This is a genomic window from Pseudomonas sp. 3HC3, from assembly GCF_044904505.1.
Taxonomy (GTDB): Bacteria; Pseudomonadota; Gammaproteobacteria; order Pseudomonadales; family Pseudomonadaceae; genus Aquipseudomonas; species Aquipseudomonas putida_Y.
The window spans coordinates 109583-126346 of record NZ_JADDRH010000016.1 but is presented as its reverse complement, the minus strand read 5'-3'; the positions used below and the strand labels follow the sequence as shown (position 1 = coordinate 126346).

The 16764-nt window shown below is 62.0% G+C and carries 13 protein-coding genes and 1 pseudogene; 11 read left to right on the top strand and 3 right to left on the bottom strand.

Annotation, left to right across the window (positions count from 1 at the left end):
- Nucleotides 1–209: 209 nt before the first annotated feature.
- From INQ47_RS19595 to INQ47_RS19585, 3 genes and pseudogenes are all read right to left on the bottom strand, one after another.
- Nucleotides 210–1652, bottom strand: coding sequence for a SulP family inorganic anion transporter (locus tag INQ47_RS19595; protein WP_404702373.1), 1443 nt, complete (start codon nt 1650–1652; stop codon nt 210–212).
- An 82-nt stretch (nt 1653–1734) separates the two neighbouring features.
- Nucleotides 1735–2169: pseudogene (locus INQ47_RS19590) on the bottom strand (S8 family serine peptidase); the annotation flags it as partial.
- Between the two features lie 145 nt (nt 2170–2314).
- Entirely contained in the window at nt 2315–3490 is a 1176-nt protein-coding gene (locus tag INQ47_RS19585; RefSeq protein WP_404702372.1) for a hypothetical protein, read from the bottom strand.
- A gap of 125 nt (nt 3491–3615) precedes the next feature.
- Here INQ47_RS19585 and INQ47_RS19580 point away from each other — a divergent pair, with 125 nt between their 5' ends.
- The 11 genes from INQ47_RS19580 to nuoI all read left to right on the top strand — a co-directional run bounded on the left by INQ47_RS19580 (nt 3616) and on the right by nuoI (nt 16763).
- Nucleotides 3616–4380, top strand: coding sequence for a secretin N-terminal domain-containing protein (locus tag INQ47_RS19580; protein ID WP_404702371.1), 765 nt, complete (start codon nt 3616–3618; stop codon nt 4378–4380).
- A 490-nt stretch (nt 4381–4870) separates the two neighbouring features.
- Entirely contained in the window at nt 4871–6196 is a 1326-nt protein-coding gene (aceA, locus tag INQ47_RS19575) for an isocitrate lyase (RefSeq protein ID WP_201199656.1), read from the top strand.
- Nucleotides 6197–6486: 290 nt separating this feature from the next.
- Entirely contained in the window at nt 6487–7098 is a 612-nt protein-coding gene (locus tag INQ47_RS19570) for a lysoplasmalogenase (RefSeq protein ID WP_404702370.1), read from the top strand.
- 434 nt (nt 7099–7532) lie between these two features.
- The gene (locus tag INQ47_RS19565) at nt 7533–7946 is read left to right on the top strand and encodes an NADH-quinone oxidoreductase subunit A (protein ID WP_003251427.1); all 414 of its coding nucleotides are present in this window, start codon (nt 7533–7535) and stop codon (nt 7944–7946) included.
- 9 nt (nt 7947–7955) lie between these two features.
- Nucleotides 7956–8633 carry an NADH-quinone oxidoreductase subunit B family protein gene (locus INQ47_RS19560; protein ID WP_003251429.1) on the top strand — a complete coding sequence of 226 codons (678 nt, stop codon included), beginning with the start codon at nt 7956–7958 and terminating at the stop codon, nt 8631–8633.
- 79 nt (nt 8634–8712) lie between these two features.
- Nucleotides 8713–10494, top strand: coding sequence for an NADH-quinone oxidoreductase subunit C/D (nuoC, locus tag INQ47_RS19555; RefSeq protein WP_021783221.1), 1782 nt, complete (start codon nt 8713–8715; stop codon nt 10492–10494).
- A 2-nt stretch (nt 10495–10496) separates the two neighbouring features.
- Nucleotides 10497–10994, top strand: a complete 498-nt coding sequence (nuoE, locus tag INQ47_RS19550) for an NADH-quinone oxidoreductase subunit NuoE (RefSeq protein WP_003251433.1) — start codon at nt 10497–10499, stop codon at nt 10992–10994.
- Nucleotides 10991–12352: an NADH-quinone oxidoreductase subunit NuoF gene (nuoF, locus tag INQ47_RS19545; RefSeq protein ID WP_404702369.1), complete on the top strand. Its 1362-nt coding sequence runs from the start codon at nt 10991–10993 to the stop codon at nt 12350–12352. Before nuoE ends, nuoF begins: the two co-directional genes overlap by 4 nt.
- A 132-nt stretch (nt 12353–12484) precedes the next feature.
- A complete protein-coding gene (nuoG, locus tag INQ47_RS19540) occupies nt 12485–15199 on the top strand; it encodes an NADH-quinone oxidoreductase subunit NuoG (RefSeq protein WP_404702368.1) in 2715 nt (904 codons plus the stop codon).
- On the top strand, nt 15196–16203 hold the full coding sequence (nuoH, locus tag INQ47_RS19535; RefSeq protein WP_003251440.1) for an NADH-quinone oxidoreductase subunit NuoH: 1008 nt from the start codon (nt 15196–15198) through the stop codon (nt 16201–16203). Before nuoG ends, nuoH begins: the two co-directional genes overlap by 4 nt.
- A gap of 11 nt (nt 16204–16214) precedes the next feature.
- Complete coding sequence (gene nuoI / locus INQ47_RS19530; RefSeq protein WP_003251442.1) at nt 16215–16763, top strand: NADH-quinone oxidoreductase subunit NuoI; 549 nt, start codon at nt 16215–16217, stop codon at nt 16761–16763.
- Nucleotide 16764: the final 1 nt, after the last annotated feature.

Below are 16764 nucleotides of genomic sequence, written 5' to 3'. Positions count from 1 at the left end.
TCAGTGGAAGACAGGGAATCGTGTTTCGAACTATGCTTTTTCATGGTCTCGCCCTCGCTGCCGTTGGCTTCTTCGAACACCACCGTGGCACTGTGATGCCTCGGCGGGGGCGAGTCCATCGATTACAGGATGGCCGCAGGCCCAAACATTGTGCCCCCCTGTGGGAGCGGGCGTGCCCGCGAAGAGGCCGGTACAGGCCACAATCAAGCTCAGTGCTGCTCGCCAGCCCGCTTCAGCAGCTTCTTGCATCGATCCGACAAATGCACCACGCGCAAATGCTTGCCCGCCTTGGCATAGCGCTCGCGCAGGGTTTTCAGCGCCGCAACCGCCGAATAATCGACAAAGCTCAAATGCTGGCAATCCAGCGTGACCTGGTCCGGGTCCCCGGCCGTGTCGAACTGGTTGAGGAACGAGGTGGTCGAGGCGAAGAACAGCGTGCCATGTAACTGATAACGCTTGCCGCCCCCCGCGTCCTCATGGGTGTCGGCATACAGCTCGCGCGCATGCTGCCAGGCAAAGTTGAGCGCCGCGATGATGATACCGAACAGCACCGCCATGGCCAGGTCAGTGAACACCGTGACCACGGTCACCGCAATGATCGCCAGCACATCATTCACCGGCACCTTGTGCAACACCCGCAACGACGCCCAGGCAAAGGTCTGCTGGGCCACCACGAACATCACACCAACCAGCGCCGCCAGTGGAATACGCTCGATCAGCGGCGACAGGAACAGCACGAACAGCAGAATCATCACACCGGCTACTACACCCGACAACCGGCCCCGGCCATTGGAGCTGAGGTTGATCACCGTCTGCCCGATCATCGCGCAGCCGCCCATGCCGCCGCACAGGCCCGAGACCATGTTCGCAGCGCCCAGTGCCACACACTCGCGGTCCGGGAAGCCACGGCTCTCGGTGATTTCATCGGTCAGGTTGAGGGTGAGCAGGGTTTCCAGCAGGCCGACCATGGCCATCAGCACCGCGTAAGGAGCGATGATTTTCAGGGTTTCCAGATTCCAGGGCACATCCGGCAGGGCCAGCCCAGGCAGGCCACCGGCGATATGCGCCATGTCACCCAGGGTGCGGGTAGGCAGCCCGAGCACGTACACCAACAGGCCGACACCGAGGATCGCCACCAGAGCCGGCGGCACCGCGCGGGTCAGTTTCGGCAGCACATAAACCACCGCCATGGTCAGCGCCACCAGGCCGATCATCAGGTACAGCGGCGTGCCACTGAGCCAGTGTTCGCCGTCCTTGAAATGCTCCAGCTGGGCCATGGCGATGACGATGGCCAGGCCGTTTACGAAGCCGAGCATGACCGGGTATGGCACCAAGCGCACCAGCTTGCCCAAGCGCAGCACGCCAAACAGGATCATTACCACGCCACCCAGCAGCACCGTCGCCAGCAGATACTGCGCGCCGTGCTGCACCACCAGCGCGACGATCACCACCGCCATCGAGCCAGCAGCGCCGGAGATCATCCCCGGCCGCCCGCCGAACAGCGCCGTCAGGGTACAAATGATGAACGCGCCATACAGGCCCATCAGCGGGTTGAGGTGGGCCACCAGGGCAAAGGCGATGCACTCGGGGACCAAGGCGAACGAGGTGGTGAGGCCGGCGAGCAGGTCGGCGCGTAGTCGGGCGGGCTTCATGGGCTTCCTGTGGTTAAGTCCGGAGGACGATTTAAAAACGAGGGGCGGGATGTTACGGAAATTGTCGGACAGCGGCCACCGCTCAACGCACACGCTGCATGTCCAGGCGCGCCGAACGGCCCAGATCCGGGTCGCTCAGGCGGCCGGATCGGCGCCGTCAGGTCTTCGGCATTCATCGCTTCGAAATCCTGTTCGACGCCCAGGGGCAAGGCACTGCGCCGCAACAGCATGCGCACCTGTTCCGGGGTAAGTGCCGGGTTGATCGACAGCATCGTCGCCACAGTGGCAGTCACCAAGGGTGTTGCGTACGACGTGCCGCAATGCGCAGCCTCGGCTGACACTGGGCGTATGCAGGCAGCAGCACTGACATCCACGCGCATGTCGATGTTGGAACTGTGGCGCTTGCGTAGCCGCTCATCGCCAGCCCGGAGCGCACCAGCGAATCGACCTCATCACCCTTCACATTGCGTGCCCCGACCCGGTGAATGCCCCAGCTCCAGTTCAACACCCGCTCACCGCAACGCTGCAGCTGCTTGATGCGCAGCGTATCCGCTGCAGCCTGCGCACCAAGACTGCAAAGCCATAACAGCAAGATCAGGACACCCTTCATGCAGCACCCCACGTGCTCCCTGTGAATGCGACTTACGGAGCACCTCAAAGGTTCACCTGTGACTGGCAACTGCCTGGTCGCGGGCGAGCCATTCGGCCATGGAAGTATCCTCCAACGCGTACTCGCCACGATTGGCCTTCCATACCAGCTCCTTGTCGCGCAGGGCATCAAGGGCCTTCTGTACGTTTGCCGTGTTGACGTTGGCTACCGCCTGGGCCTGCTCCAGCTTGCGGCTGACCTCAACCAGGGTTTGCTCGGTAAACGGGGAAAACGGCTGCCGGCCCAGCGTGCGCTCGGCCATGACCTCCAGCACTGCCTGCTGCAACGGCGTAAGTTCGTTCCAAGCGCTTTCGTAGTCACTCCACACCCCGGCTTGATGATTCAGCGCCCCATTGCGCAGCAGTTCACCCAGGTTGCCCGCCTCACCCAGGCCGACGCTAACTTCGGCCAACAGTTTGTTGAGCATTTCCGGGCGCCGGCCGACCAACTCGAACGCGTATGCCAGGTCCTCTACCTTGAACTGGTTACTGTCGGCCAGCCGACGGTTCCACAAGGCGGTGATGAATTCGACATATTCACGCCCCAGCAACGGAAAGGGCGTGATGCTGGCACCAAAGAATGGCTGCTTGCTCTTGAGTACCAGGTTGGCCAGCTTGTCGCGACTAGAGCCCGTGAACACCAGGCGCAAGCCGTCCGGACGGTCGCCACGGTTAAGGTGGTCACGCGCGGCTTTCAGCGCGAACATCGCATTGAGGCCATCTTCGCTGTTAAGGGCGTGCTGAGCCTCGTCGATGATCAGCACTACCAGCTGCCCTGACACTTGATGCAACACGGCAAGCGCCTGGGCCAGGGTAGTACCCGCAGGCAGTTGCGGGCGGGTGAAATCCCAGCTCAGGGTGCGCAGCAGGTTGATCTTGTCGATACCGGCCTTTTTCGCAGTCCTGGCCAGCGCACCTTCGAATCTGGCCAGTGCAGTACCGATGGCGCCACTGATGAGCTGCGCAGGGGCGGCGTCGCGATCCGACCACAGGTCGACGTAAACCGGTAGCCAGCCGCGCTGTATGCATTCCGGTATGAAGTCGTTGTTGAGGAAGGTGCTCTTGCCCGTACGCCGCGGCGCGGCCAGGAACATGCCCGAGCTGTAATCGACCAATGACTCGCCGGCCAAGTCTTGGGCCAGTGCGTTGGCCAAGTGATTACGGCGCAGGAGCGGGCGGACGGGAGACATGCAATTAACCTCAATTATCTTGCCTACTATAATTTATAGCCTACAAGATAAATCAGGATAAAACGACCCTCTGCAACAGTGCCGGCGTGATCCAGATCCGGCAAAAAGTCAGCAAGTTTGCCATCATGTTGGTTTCACCTGCGGAGATCATGGACATGCCGCTACGCCCCCTTTTCGCCTCCCTGTTGCTGGCCGCCAGCCTCACTGCCCATGCCGCCACCGAGGTGTTGCCACTTCAGCATCGCAGCAGTGCCGAATTGCTACCCGCCCTGCAGGCATTCATCGGCAAGGACGGCACGGTCAGCGCCTTCGAGAACAAACTGATCGTCAACGCCAGCCCCGAGCGCATTGACGACCTGCGCGCCCTGCTGCAACAGCTGGATACCGCGCCCAAACGCCTGCTGATCAGCGTCGACAACAATGACAGCAACTTCCAGGACAACCGCGGCAACGCACGCGTCATTCACTACGGCACCCGCAACCGCGACGGCGGCATGCAGCAGGTACAAGCCAGCGAAGGGCAACCGGCACTGATCCAGGTTGGCCAGAGCATCCCCATTACCAGCACCAGCACAGACGGCTATGGGCGAATTCAAAGCAACACCGAATACCGCAACGTGACCCAAGGCTTCTACGTGACCCCCAGCCTGAGCGGTGAAACGGTTCGTCTGCAAATAAGCAGCAATAATGACCGCATCAGCGAGGAACGTGCAGATGTAGTGAAAGTACAAAGTACCGACACGACCGTCACTGGCAAGCTCGGCGAGTGGATCACCCTGGCGGGGTTCAACCAGCAGAGCCAAGCCGACCGTAGCGCGTCAAGCCATACATACAGCACCCAACGGGGTGAAAACATGACATTGCGTGTCAAAGTCGACCTTGTTGACTGATCCCAGGCAATTCAAGGCTTCGACCAAAGGCCTTCAAACTGACTGCCAAGTCGCATTAGACCAAAGATGTAGTAACCATAAAAAAGCACTACAAAACATTTGACAGGGTCTTTTTCCCAAGGGCATGATGACCTCGCTCCCGCTAATCAGGGGCCCTGGCAAGGGCCTTCGGGGCGCGCTCCTTCCACCCTTGGAGGCGCCTCGTGTCTATTCGGCCCACAAGGCGCGTTCGACGGGATTGCGACTGCAACGAAGAAGTTGTCCCGAGGGACGGAAGCGCATCACCGCAGTACTGGCAATCGCGTAGCACCGCAGCAAGGCAGCCACGAGCCGACCTGCCGGAGCACACCTTCGCCTGGCCTGCCCAACCTTCCCCTTCGAGCCTTCGCGTTCGCCGCCGCAACCTGCGAACAGGACAGCCGCCAGGCACCTGATCTGCCCAGAGCATCAGCACAATTAACCCAAGATCGATGCGACGAGGTTTATTTCCATGGCACTGACACGCGAACAGCAAATTGCAGCCCTCGAGAAAGACTGGGCCGAGAACCCGCGCTGGAAAGGCGTGACCCGTACCTACACCGCCGCTGATGTCGTTCGCCTGCGTGGCTCCGTGCAACCTGAGCACACCTTTGCCCGCCAGGGTGCAGAAAAACTGTGGAAGCTGGTCACCGAAGGTGCCCACCCGTCCTTCCGCCCAGAAAAAGATTTCGTCAACTGCATGGGCGCCCTGACTGGCGGCCAGGCGGTACAACAGGTCAAGGCCGGCATCCAGGCCATCTACCTGTCCGGCTGGCAGGTTGCCGCCGACAACAACTCGGCCGAGTCGATGTACCCTGACCAGTCGCTGTACCCGGTCGATTCGGTACCGACCGTGGTCAAACGCATCAACAACTCGTTCCGCCGCGCCGACCAGATCCAGTGGAAAGCCGGCAAGAACCCGGGCGACGAAGGCTACATCGACTACTTCGCGCCAATCGTGGCTGACGCCGAAGCCGGTTTCGGTGGCGTGCTGAACGCCTACGAGCTGATGAAGAACATGATCGAAGCAGGCGCCGCCGGCGTGCACTTCGAAGACCAGCTGGCCTCGGTAAAAAAATGCGGCCACATGGGTGGCAAGGTACTGGTACCCACCCAGGAAGCCGTACAGAAGCTGGTGGCAGCGCGCCTGGCCGCTGACGTGTCGGGTGTACCGACCATCATCCTGGCCCGTACCGACGCCAACGCCGCCGACCTGCTGACCAGCGACTGCGACCCGTACGACCAGCCGTTCGTGATTGGCGAGCGTACTCGCGAAGGCTTCTACAAGGTCCGCGCCGGCCTCGACCAGGCCATTGCCCGCGGCCTTGCCTACGCCCCGTACGCCGACCTGATCTGGTGTGAAACCGCCAAGCCGGACCTGGACGAAGCCCGCCGCTTCGCCGAGGCGATCAAGAAGGAGTACCCGGACCAGATCCTGTCCTACAACTGCTCGCCTTCCTTCAACTGGAAGAAAAACCTGGACGACGCCACCATCGCCAAGTTCCAGCGCGAACTGTCGGCCATGGGTTACAAGCATCAGTTCATCACCCTGGCCGGCATCCACAACATGTGGCACGGCATGTTCAACCTGGCGCACGACTACGCCCGCAACGACATGACCGCCTACGTGAAGCTGCAGGAGCAGGAATTCGCTGACGCCAGCAAGGGCTACACCTTCGTGGCGCACCAGCAGGAAGTGGGCACTGGCTACTTCGACGACATGACCACCGTGATCCAGGGTGGCGCATCGTCGGTGACCGCGCTGACCGGTTCGACCGAGGAAGAGCAGTTCCACTGATAGTGGGTTGCCGTTGAACAAAGGCCCGGGGCTTGTGAAAGCTCCGGGCCTTTGTTTTTACCCGAGAAAGGGCCGGGCCTGCTGGCCAATTTTCACCAGCCGTTCATCGTTGCCGCCGCTACCGTATTCGCGGGTAAACCCACTCCTACACTGATCGGGAGGGGACACACATCGGTGATTGGGCGCAGGCCGCTGCAGGAGCGGGTTTACCCGCGAAAGGGCCGGTACAGGCCACAACAAAACCCCGGATCAGGGCTATGCTTGTGGCAGCCCAGCAGCAAGGACCGCCCATGCCTCGTCCAAGCCACCTGATGATTCTCGCCCTGACCGCCGCTGCCCTCTATATATACGCACTGGCCAGCGACAACACCCTGCTCGCCCTCATGGCCAAACCCATCCCGGTGCTGGCCTTGATTGCCTGGCTGCGCAACACCCCGGTCTCGCCTTATCGCACATGGATCTCGATCGGCCTGGGCTTCTCGGTACTCGGCGACTTCCTGCTGGCCATCCCTGCGGACCTGTTCGTGTTTGGCCTGGTCGCCTTCCTATGCGCCCACCTGGCCTACCTGCGCGCCTATTGCGGCATTACCCTGTGCCCAGCCTTGCCTGCGCTGGCATTCAGCGCCATCGCTGGCATCACACTGCTAGGCGTGCTGACCAGCCATGGCCTCGGCCCGCTGCTGATCCCGGTCACGCTGTACACCTTGGCCATCAGTGCGATGCTCTGGCGCGCCCTGGCCTGCAGCGGCCCGGCCGCGCTGGGTGCCGGCCTGTTCGTATTCTCGGACAGCCTGATCGGCATCGACCGCTTCGTCAGCCCGTTCGCCGCCGCACCGTACCTGATCATCCTCGCCTACTGGCTCGGCCAATGGGCCATCGCTTCATCAGTCGGTCATCGCTAAACCGATAAAGTATTGACCCAGAGCGGTGCGCGCAGTAGCGAAAGCTGCTAGAACAAGCGTTTTTTGCAATTGCAAGTAGGGGGAATCGCCAGATGAACTTTACAAGGCGCAGAACAGCCAAATTCGAAGGCAGCAGCTCAAATGATATTAATTATCATTACTGGCCTTACAATTCGTTACCCGCCGCAAGAAACATAATTAACAAAACCGCACGTAATGCCCGAATCTCAAGGCTCTCAGCCAGTTACGAACGGTTTTTGTACTTAATCCTACGAATAAATTTGCGACAGAAATTTTACTTGCACCAGGTTTACCCATAAAATCAGCGCGATTGATTCGGCTGCGACATTTGGTCACTGCATGTGCGACGCCAAGTCGCCGCTCTACACTTATTTCAGACTGCAGAGCTGGGTCTCTGTATAAGGATCTCTAGCATGTCCGATTCGGCAGGACTCATCGCCCACAACTGGGGCTTTGCCATCTTCCTCCTGGGTGTCGTCGGCCTGTGCGCCTTCATGCTCGGCCTGTCCAGCCTGCTCGGTAGCAAGGCTTGGGGCCGCGCCAAGAACGAACCCTTCGAATCCGGCATGCTGCCCGTCGGCAGCGCTCGCCTGCGCCTGTCCGCCAAATTCTATCTGGTCGCGATGTTGTTCGTGATCTTCGATATCGAAGCCCTCTTTCTCTTTGCATGGTCTGTGTCCGTCCGCGAAAGCGGCTGGACCGGATTCGTCGAAGCACTCGTTTTCATAGCAATTCTGTTGGCAGGTCTTGTCTACCTATGGCGCGTCGGGGCACTTGATTGGGCTCCCGAAGGTCGCCGCAAGCGGCAAGCGAAGCTGAAACAATGAGGCTTTGGCATGCAATACAATCTCACCAGAATCGATCCGGATGCGCCCAACGAGCAGTACCCGGTCGGTGAACGGGAAACCGTCACCGATCAACTGCTAGAGGACCAGGTCCACAAGAACATCTTCATGGGTAAACTTGAAGATGTGCTGCGTGGTGCGGTCAATTGGGGTCGCAAGAACTCCCTCTGGCCGTACAACTTCGGCCTGTCCTGTTGCTACGTGGAAATGACCACAGCCTTCACGGCACCCCACGACATCGCCCGCTTCGGCGCCGAAGTCATCCGGGCCTCGCCGCGGCAGGCCGACTTCATGGTCATTGCCGGTACCTGTTTCGTGAAAATGGCGCCGATCATCCAGCGCCTGTACGAGCAGATGCTCGAACCGAAATGGGTCATTTCCATGGGTTCGTGCGCCAACTCCGGCGGTATGTACGACATCTACTCGGTCGTTCAGGGGGTCGACAAGTTCCTCCCCGTGGACGTCTATGTGCCTGGCTGCCCGCCACGCCCTGAGGCTTTCCTGCAAGGCTTGATGCTGCTGCAGGAGTCGATTGGCCAAGAACGACGCCCGCTTTCCTGGGTTGTTGGTGATCAAGGTATTTACCGTGCCGAGATGCCAGCCCAGAAAGACCTGCGTCGTGAGCAGCGCATTGCAGTAACCAACCTGCGCAGCCCCGACGAAGTCTGATCCAGCGACCTGCCGCCCGCTCCGGAAGGAGCCGGCGGCCTGGCTTCATTCTTAACGTTGACCCAAAGCGACCGAGACCATGACAGCGGACAACGCTATTTTTATTCCGCCCTACAAGGCTGACGACCAGGATGTGGTCGTCGAACTGAACAACCGTTTTGGCGCCGAAGCATTCGTCGCCCAGGAAACCCGCACCGGCATGCCCGTGTTGTGGGTAAAACGCGCCCAGCTCAAAGAGGTGCTCAGCTTCCTGCGCGGCGTCGCCAAGCCTTACAGCATGCTGTACGACCTGCATGGCGTCGACGAGCGCCTGCGCACCCAGCGCCGTGGCCTGCCAGCCGCCGATTTCAGCGTGTTCTACCACCTGTTGTCGATCGAGCGTAACAGCGACGTGATGATCAAGGTGTCGCTCAGCGAAGGCGACCTGAACCTGCCGACCGTGACGGGCATCTGGCCAAACGCCAACTGGTACGAGCGCGAAGTCTGGGACATGTTCGGCATCGACTTTGCCGGCCACCCGCACCTCAGCCGTATCATGATGCCGCCGACCTGGGAAGGTCACCCGCTGCGCAAGGACTACCCTGCCCGTGCGACCGAGTTCGACCCCTACAGCCTGACCCTGGCCAAGCAGCAGCTTGAAGAGGAATCGGCACGCTTCAACCCGGAAGCCTGGGGCATGAAGCGTCAGGGCGCCAACGAGGACTACATGTTCCTCAACCTCGGCCCTAACCACCCTTCGGCGCACGGTGCGTTCCGTATCGTCCTGCAGCTGGACGGCGAAGAAATCGTCGACTGCGTACCGGACATCGGCTACCACCACCGTGGTGCCGAAAAAATGGCCGAGCGCCAGTCCTGGCACAGTTTCATCCCCTATACCGACCGTATCGATTACCTCGGCGGGGTGATGAACAACCTGCCGTACGTGCTTGCGGTCGAGAAGCTGGCCGGCATCCAGGTGCCGCAGAAGGTCGACGTGATTCGCATCATGCTGGCCGAGTTCTTCCGCATCACCAGCCACCTGCTGTTCCTGGGCACCTACATCCAGGACGTCGGCGCCATGACCCCGGTGTTCTTCACCTTCACCGACCGCCAGCGCGCCTACACCGTGATCGAAGCAATCACCGGTTTCCGCCTGCACCCGGCCTGGTACCGCATCGGTGGCGTCGCCCACGACCTGCCACGCGGCTGGGACAAGCTGGTCAAGGACTTTGTCGAGTGGCTGCCAAAGCGCCTCGACGAATACACCAAGGCCGCCCTGCAAAACAGCATCCTCAAGGGCCGTACCATCGGCGTCGCCGCGTACAACACCAAGGAAGCGCTGGAATGGGGCACCACCGGTGCAGGCCTGCGTGCCACCGGTTGCAACTTCGACCTGCGTAAAGCCCGCCCTTACTCCGGCTACGAAAACTTCGAATTCGAAGTACCGCTGGCCCACAACGGCGATGCCTACGATCGCTGCATGGTCCGTGTCGAGGAGATGCGTCAGAGTATCCGCATCATCGATCAGTGCCTGCGCAACATGCCGGAAGGCCCGTACAAGGCGGATCACCCGCTGACCACGCCGCCGCCGAAAGAGCGCACCCTGCAGCACATCGAAACCCTGATCACGCACTTCCTGCAAGTCTCGTGGGGCCCGGTCATGCCGGCCAACGAGTCGTTCCAGATGATCGAGGCGACCAAGGGCATCAACAGTTACTACCTGACGAGCGATGGCGGCACCATGAGCTACCGCACCCGGATCCGTACCCCGAGCTACCCGCACCTGCAGCAGATCCCTTCGGTGATCAAAGGCAGCATGGTCGCCGACCTCATTGCGTACCTGGGCAGTATCGACTTCGTTATGGCTGACGTGGACCGCTAAGCATGAACAGCACGCTTATCCAGACAGACCGTTTCGCCCTGAGCGAAACCGAGCGCTCGGCCATCGAGCACGAAATGCATCACTACGAGGACCCGCGCGCGGCGTCCATCGAAGCCCTGAAGATCGTCCAGAAGGAGCGTGGCTGGGTGCCGGACGGCGCCATCCACGCCATCGGCGAAGTGCTGGGCATTCCGGCCAGCGACGTCGAGGGTGTCGCAACCTTCTACAGCCAGATCTTCCGCCAGCCGGTCGGCCGCCACATCATCCGCGTGTGCGACAGCATGGTCTGCTACATCGGCGGCCATGAGTCGGTCGTCAGCCAGATCCAGAGCGAACTGGGCATCGGCCTCGGCCAGACCACCGCCGACGGTCGGTTCACCCTGCTGCCCGTGTGCTGCCTGGGCAACTGCGACAAGGCACCGGCCCTGATGATCGACGATGACACCTTTGGCGACGTGCAGCCGGCTGGCGTTTCCAAACTGCTGGAGGGTTACGTATGACCATTACTTCCTTCGGCCCGGCCAACCGCATCGCGCGCTCGGCCGAAACCCACCCGCTGACCTGGCGCCTGCGTGACGACGGCGAGCCGGTCTGGCTGGCCGAGTACGAATCGAAGAACGGCTACGCCGCAGCCCGCAAGGCGCTGGCGCAAATGTCCACCGACGATATCGTGCAAAGCGTCAAGGACTCCGGCCTCAAGGGCCGTGGCGGTGCAGGCTTCCCCACTGGCGTGAAGTGGGGCCTGATGCCCAAAGACGAATCCATGAACATCCGCTACCTGCTGTGCAACGCGGACGAAATGGAGCCGAACACCTGGAAGGACCGCATGCTGATGGAGCAACAGCCCCATCTGCTGGTCGAGGGCATGCTGATCAGCGCCCGCGCCCTGAAGGCCTACCGCGGCTACATCTTCCTGCGAGGCGAATACACCACCGCAGCAAAAAACCTCAACCGCGCCATCGATGAAGCCAAGGCCGCCGGCCTGCTGGGCAAGAATATCCTGGGCAGCGGTTTTGATTTCGAGCTGTTCGTGCACACCGGTGCCGGCCGCTACATCTGCGGTGAAGAAACCGCGCTGATCAACTCGCTGGAAGGCCGCCGCGCCAACCCGCGCTCCAAGCCGCCCTTCCCTGCCGCCGTTGGCGTGTGGGGCAAGCCGACCTGCGTGAACAACGTCGAAACCCTGTGCAACGTCCCGGCCATCGTCGCCAACGGCAACGACTGGTACAAGTCGCTGGCCCGCGAAGGCAGCGAAGACCATGGCACCAAGCTGATGGGCTTCTCCGGCAAGGTGAAGAACCCAGGCCTGTGGGAACTGCCATTCGGCGTTACCGCGCGCGAACTGTTCGAAGACTACGCCGGTGGCATGCGCGATGGCTTCAAGCTCAAGTGCTGGCAGCCAGGCGGCGCCGGTACCGGCTTCCTGCTGCCCGAGCACCTCGATGCACAAATGTACGCCGGTGGCATCGCCAAGGTCGGCACCCGTATGGGTACTGGCCTGGCCATGGCGGTCGACGACAGCATCAACATGGTGTCGCTGCTGCGCAACATGGAAGAGTTCTTCGCCCGCGAATCGTGCGGCTGGTGTACCCCATGCCGTGACGGCCTGCCGTGGAGCGTGAAGATGCTGCGTGCACTGGAAAGAGGCCAGGGCCGCGCCGAAGACATCGAGACCCTGCTGGGGCTGGTCAACTTCCTTGGCCCAGGCCGCACCTTCTGTGCTCACGCACCAGGTGCCGTCGAGCCGCTGGGCAGTGCCATCAAATACTTCCGCTCGGAGTTCGAGGCCGGTGTGGCGCCAGAAAGCGCTGCAACCCTGCGCCCCGACCTGGCGAAGCCGATCGTGGTCGGCGCATAACAAGATGATTAGGCGGGTGGTCCGTGCCACTCGCCAGCTTGCCGGCAGGCCCGAGCAATCGAGGCGTGTCGCAAGCTCACCGATTTCCATTAGCCACGCCCGCTCACGCGGGCCAACGAAGAACTTTGAACAATGGCCACTATCCACGTAGACGGCAAAGCGCTCGAAGTCAACGGTGCAGACAACCTGTTACAGGCATGTCTGTCACTCGGCCTCGACATCCCTTATTTCTGCTGGCACCCGGCGCTTGGTAGCGTTGGTGCCTGCCGGCAGTGCGCAGTCAAGCAGTACACCGACGAGAACGACACCCGTGGTCGTATCGTCATGTCCTGCATGACCCCTGCTTCCGACGGCACCTGGATCTCCATCGACGATGAAGAGTCGAAGGCGTTCCGCGCCAGCGTCGTCGAATGGCTGATGACCAACCACCCGCACGACTGCCCGGTGTGCGAGGAAGGCGGTCACTGCCACCTGCAGGACATGACGGTAATGACCGGCCACAACGAGCGCCGCTACCGTTTCACCAAGCGTACCCACCAGAACCAGGACCTCGGCCCGTTCATCGCCCATGAGATGAACCGCTGCATCGCCTGCTACCGCTGCGTGCGCTACTACAAGGACTACGCCGGTGGTACCGACCTGGGCGTCTACGGCGCCCACGACAACGTGTACTTCGGCCGCGTCGAAGACGGTGTGCTGGAAAGCGAGTTCTCCGGCAACCTGACCGAGGTCTGCCCGACCGGCGTATTCACCGACAAGACCCACTCCGAGCGCTACAACCGCAAGTGGGACATGCAGTTCGCCCCAAGCATCTGCCATGGCTGCTCCAGTGGCTGCAACATCAGCCCGGGTGAGCGCTACGGCGAACTGCGCCGTATCGAAAACCGCTTCAACGGTTCGGTCAACCAGTACTTCCTGTGCGACCGCGGCCGCTTCGGCTACGGCTACGTCAACCGCAAGGACCGCCCGCGCCAGCCACAACTGGCCGACGGCACCAAGCTGGGCCTGGACGCCGCCCTGGACAAGGCCGCCGACCTGCTACGCGGCCGTACCATCGTCGGTATCGGCTCGCCACGCGCCAGCCTCGAAAGCAACTACGGCCTGCGTGAGCTGGTCGGCGCCGAGTATTTCTACTCGGGCATGGAAGCTGGCGAACTGGCCCGCGTACGCCTGGCACTGAACGTGCTGAACAACAGCCCGCTGCCAGTACCGACCCTGCGCGACATCGAAGACCACGACGCCGTGTTCGTGCTCGGTGAAGACCTGACCCAGACCGCTGCCCGCGTTGCCCTGGCCGTACGCCAGGCCACCAAAGGCAAGGCCGAGGCCATGGCCGAAGCGATGAAAGTGCAGCCTTGGCTCGACGCTGCTGTGAAGAACATTGGCCAGCACGCGCTGTACCCACTGTTCATCGCGTCCCTGGCTGAAACCAAGCTGGACGACGTCGCCGAAGAATGCGTACACGCCGCCCCAGCCGACCTGGCCCGCATCGGTTTCGCCGTGGCCCACGCCATCGACCCGAGCGCCCCTGCCGTCGCCGGCCTGGACGCCGAAGCCAAGGCCCTGGCCCAGCGCATCGCCGACGCCCTGGTCGCCGCCAAGCGCCCACTGGTCGTTGCCGGTACGTCGCTGGCCGATCCAGCGCTGATCGAAGCCGCCGCTAACATCGCCAAGGCCCTGAAGCTGCGCGAGAAAAACGGCTCGCTGAGCCTGGTGGTACCTGAGGCCAACAGCCTTGGCCTGGCCATGCTCGGTGGCGAGTCGGTCGATGCCGCGCTGGACGCGGTCATCAGCGGCAAGGCCGATGCCATCGTGGTGCTGGAAAACGACCTGTACGCCCGCGTACCGGCCGCCAAGGTCGATGCAGCCCTGGCTGCGGCCAAGGTGGTGATCGTTGCCGACCACTCCAAAACTGCCACCGTCGACCGCGCCCACCTGGTGCTGCCGGCCGCCTCGTTCGCCGAGGGTGACGGTACCCTGGTCAGCCAGGAAGGCCGTGCCCAGCGCTTCTTCCAGGTGTTCGACCCGCAGTACCTGGACAGCAGCATCCAGATCCACGAAGGCTGGCGCTGGATGCATGCCCTGCGTGCCACCCTGCTGAACAAGCCGGTCGACTGGACCCAGCTGGACCACGTCACCAGCGCCTGCGCCGAAGCCGCTCCGCAACTGGCCGGCATCGTCAACGCCGCGCCAAGCGCCGCGTTCCGCATCAAGGGCATGAAACTGGCCCGTGAGCCGCTGCGATACTCCGGCCGCACTGCCATGCGCGCCAACATCAGCGTGCACGAGCCACGCACCCCGCAAGACAAGGACACCGCGTTCGCCTTCTCCATGGAAGGCTACTCGGGTTCGGCCGAACCGCGCCAGCAGGTGCCGTTCGCCTGGTCGCCGGGCTGGAACTCGCCGCAAGCCTGGAACAAGTTCCAGGACGAGGTCGGTGGCCACCTGCGTGCCGGTGACCCGGGCGTGCGCCTGATCGAATCGCAAGGCGACCGCCTGAACTGGTTCAACGCCATTCCGGGTGCCTTCAACCCGGCCCGTGGCACCTGGACTGCCGTGCCGTTCTTCCACCTGTTCGGCAGCGAAGAAAGCTCCTCGCGCGCCGCTCCGGTTCAAGAACGCATCCCGGCTGCCTACGTGGCCCTGGCCAAGTCCGAAGCCGACCGCCTGGGCGTCAACGAGGGTGCCCTGCTGAGCCTGAACGTCGCCGGTGTCGCCCTGCGCCTGCCGCTGCGTATCAATGAAGAGCTGGGCGCAGGCCTGGTCGCGTTGCCGAAAGGCCTGGCTGGCATTCCGCCTGCCATCTTCGGTGCATCCGTCGAAGGTCTGCAGGAGGCAGCACAATGAGCTGGTTCACCCCCGAAGTGATCGATGTGATCCTCACCGTACTGCGGGCCATCGTGGTCCTGCTGGCGGTGGTGGTCTGCGGCGCGCTGCTCAGCTTCGTCGAGCGGCGCCTGCTGGGCTGGTGGCAGGACCGTTACGGTCCGAACCGCGTCGGCCCGTTCGGCATGTTCCAGATCGCTGCCGACATGCTGAAGATGTTCTTCAAGGAAGACTGGAACCCGCCCTTCGTCGACCGCGTGATCTTCACCCTGGCACCGGTAGTGGCCATGAGCGCCCTGCTGATCGCCTTCGTGGTCATCCCGATCACCCCGACCTGGGGCGTTGCCGACCTGAACATCGGCCTGCTGTTCTTCTTCGCCATGGCCGGCCTGTCGGTCTACGCAGTGCTGTTCGCCGGCTGGTCGTCGAACAACAAGTACGCCTTGCTGGGCAGCTTGCGTGCTTCGGCACAGACCGTGTCGTACGAAGTGTTCCTGGGCCTGGCGCTGATGGGCGTGGTGGTGCAGGTGGGCTCGTTCAACATGCGCGACATCGTTGAGTACCAGGCGCAGAACCTGTGGTTCATCATTCCGCAGTTCTTCGGCTTCTGCACCTTCTTCATCGCTGGCGTCGCCGTGACTCACCGTCACCCGTTCGACCAGCCGGAAGCAGAACAGGAACTGGCCGACGGCTACCACATCGAGTATGCCGGCATGAAGTGGGGCATGTTCTTTGTCGGTGAGTACATCGGCATCATCCTCATCTCGGCGCTGCTGGTAACCCTGTTCTTCGGTGGCTGGCACGGCCCGTTCGGCATCCTGCCGCAACTGTCGTTCCTGTGGTTCGCCCTGAAGACCGCGTTCTTCATCATGCTGTTCATCCTGCTGCGCGCCTCGATCCCGCGCCCACGCTATGACCAGGTGATGGACTTCAGCTGGAAGTTCTGCCTGCCGCTGACCCTGATCAATTTGCTGGTGACCGCTGCGATCGTGCTCTACAACACGCCAGCCGTCGCGGCCCAGTGAGGATTTGACCCATGTTCAAGTATATCGGCGACATCGTTAAGGGCACCGGCACCCAGCTGCGCAGCCTGGCAATGGTGTTCTCCCACGGGTTTCGCAAGCGCGACACCCTGCAGTACCCCGAAGAACCCGTGTACCTGCCGCCGCGCTACCGCGGCCGCATCGTCCTCACCCGCGACCCCGATGGCGAGGAGCGCTGTGTAGCGTGCAACCTCTGCGCTGTGGCCTGCCCGGTTGGCTGCATTTCGCTGCAGAAGGCCGAGACAGAGGACGGCCGCTGGTACCCGGAGTTCTTCCGCATCAACTTCTCGCGTTGCATTTTCTGCGGCCTGTGTGAAGAAGCGTGCCCGACCACCGCGATCCAGCTGACTCCGGATTTCGAAATGGCCGAGTTCAAGCGTCAGGACCTGGTGTACGAGAAAGAAGATCTGCTGATCTCCGGCCCCGGCAAGAACCCTGACTACAACTTCTACCGTGTTGCGGGTATGGCAATCGCTGGCAAGCCGAAGGGCTCTGCGCAGAACGAAGCCGAGCCGATCAACGTGAAGAGCTTGCTCCCATAAG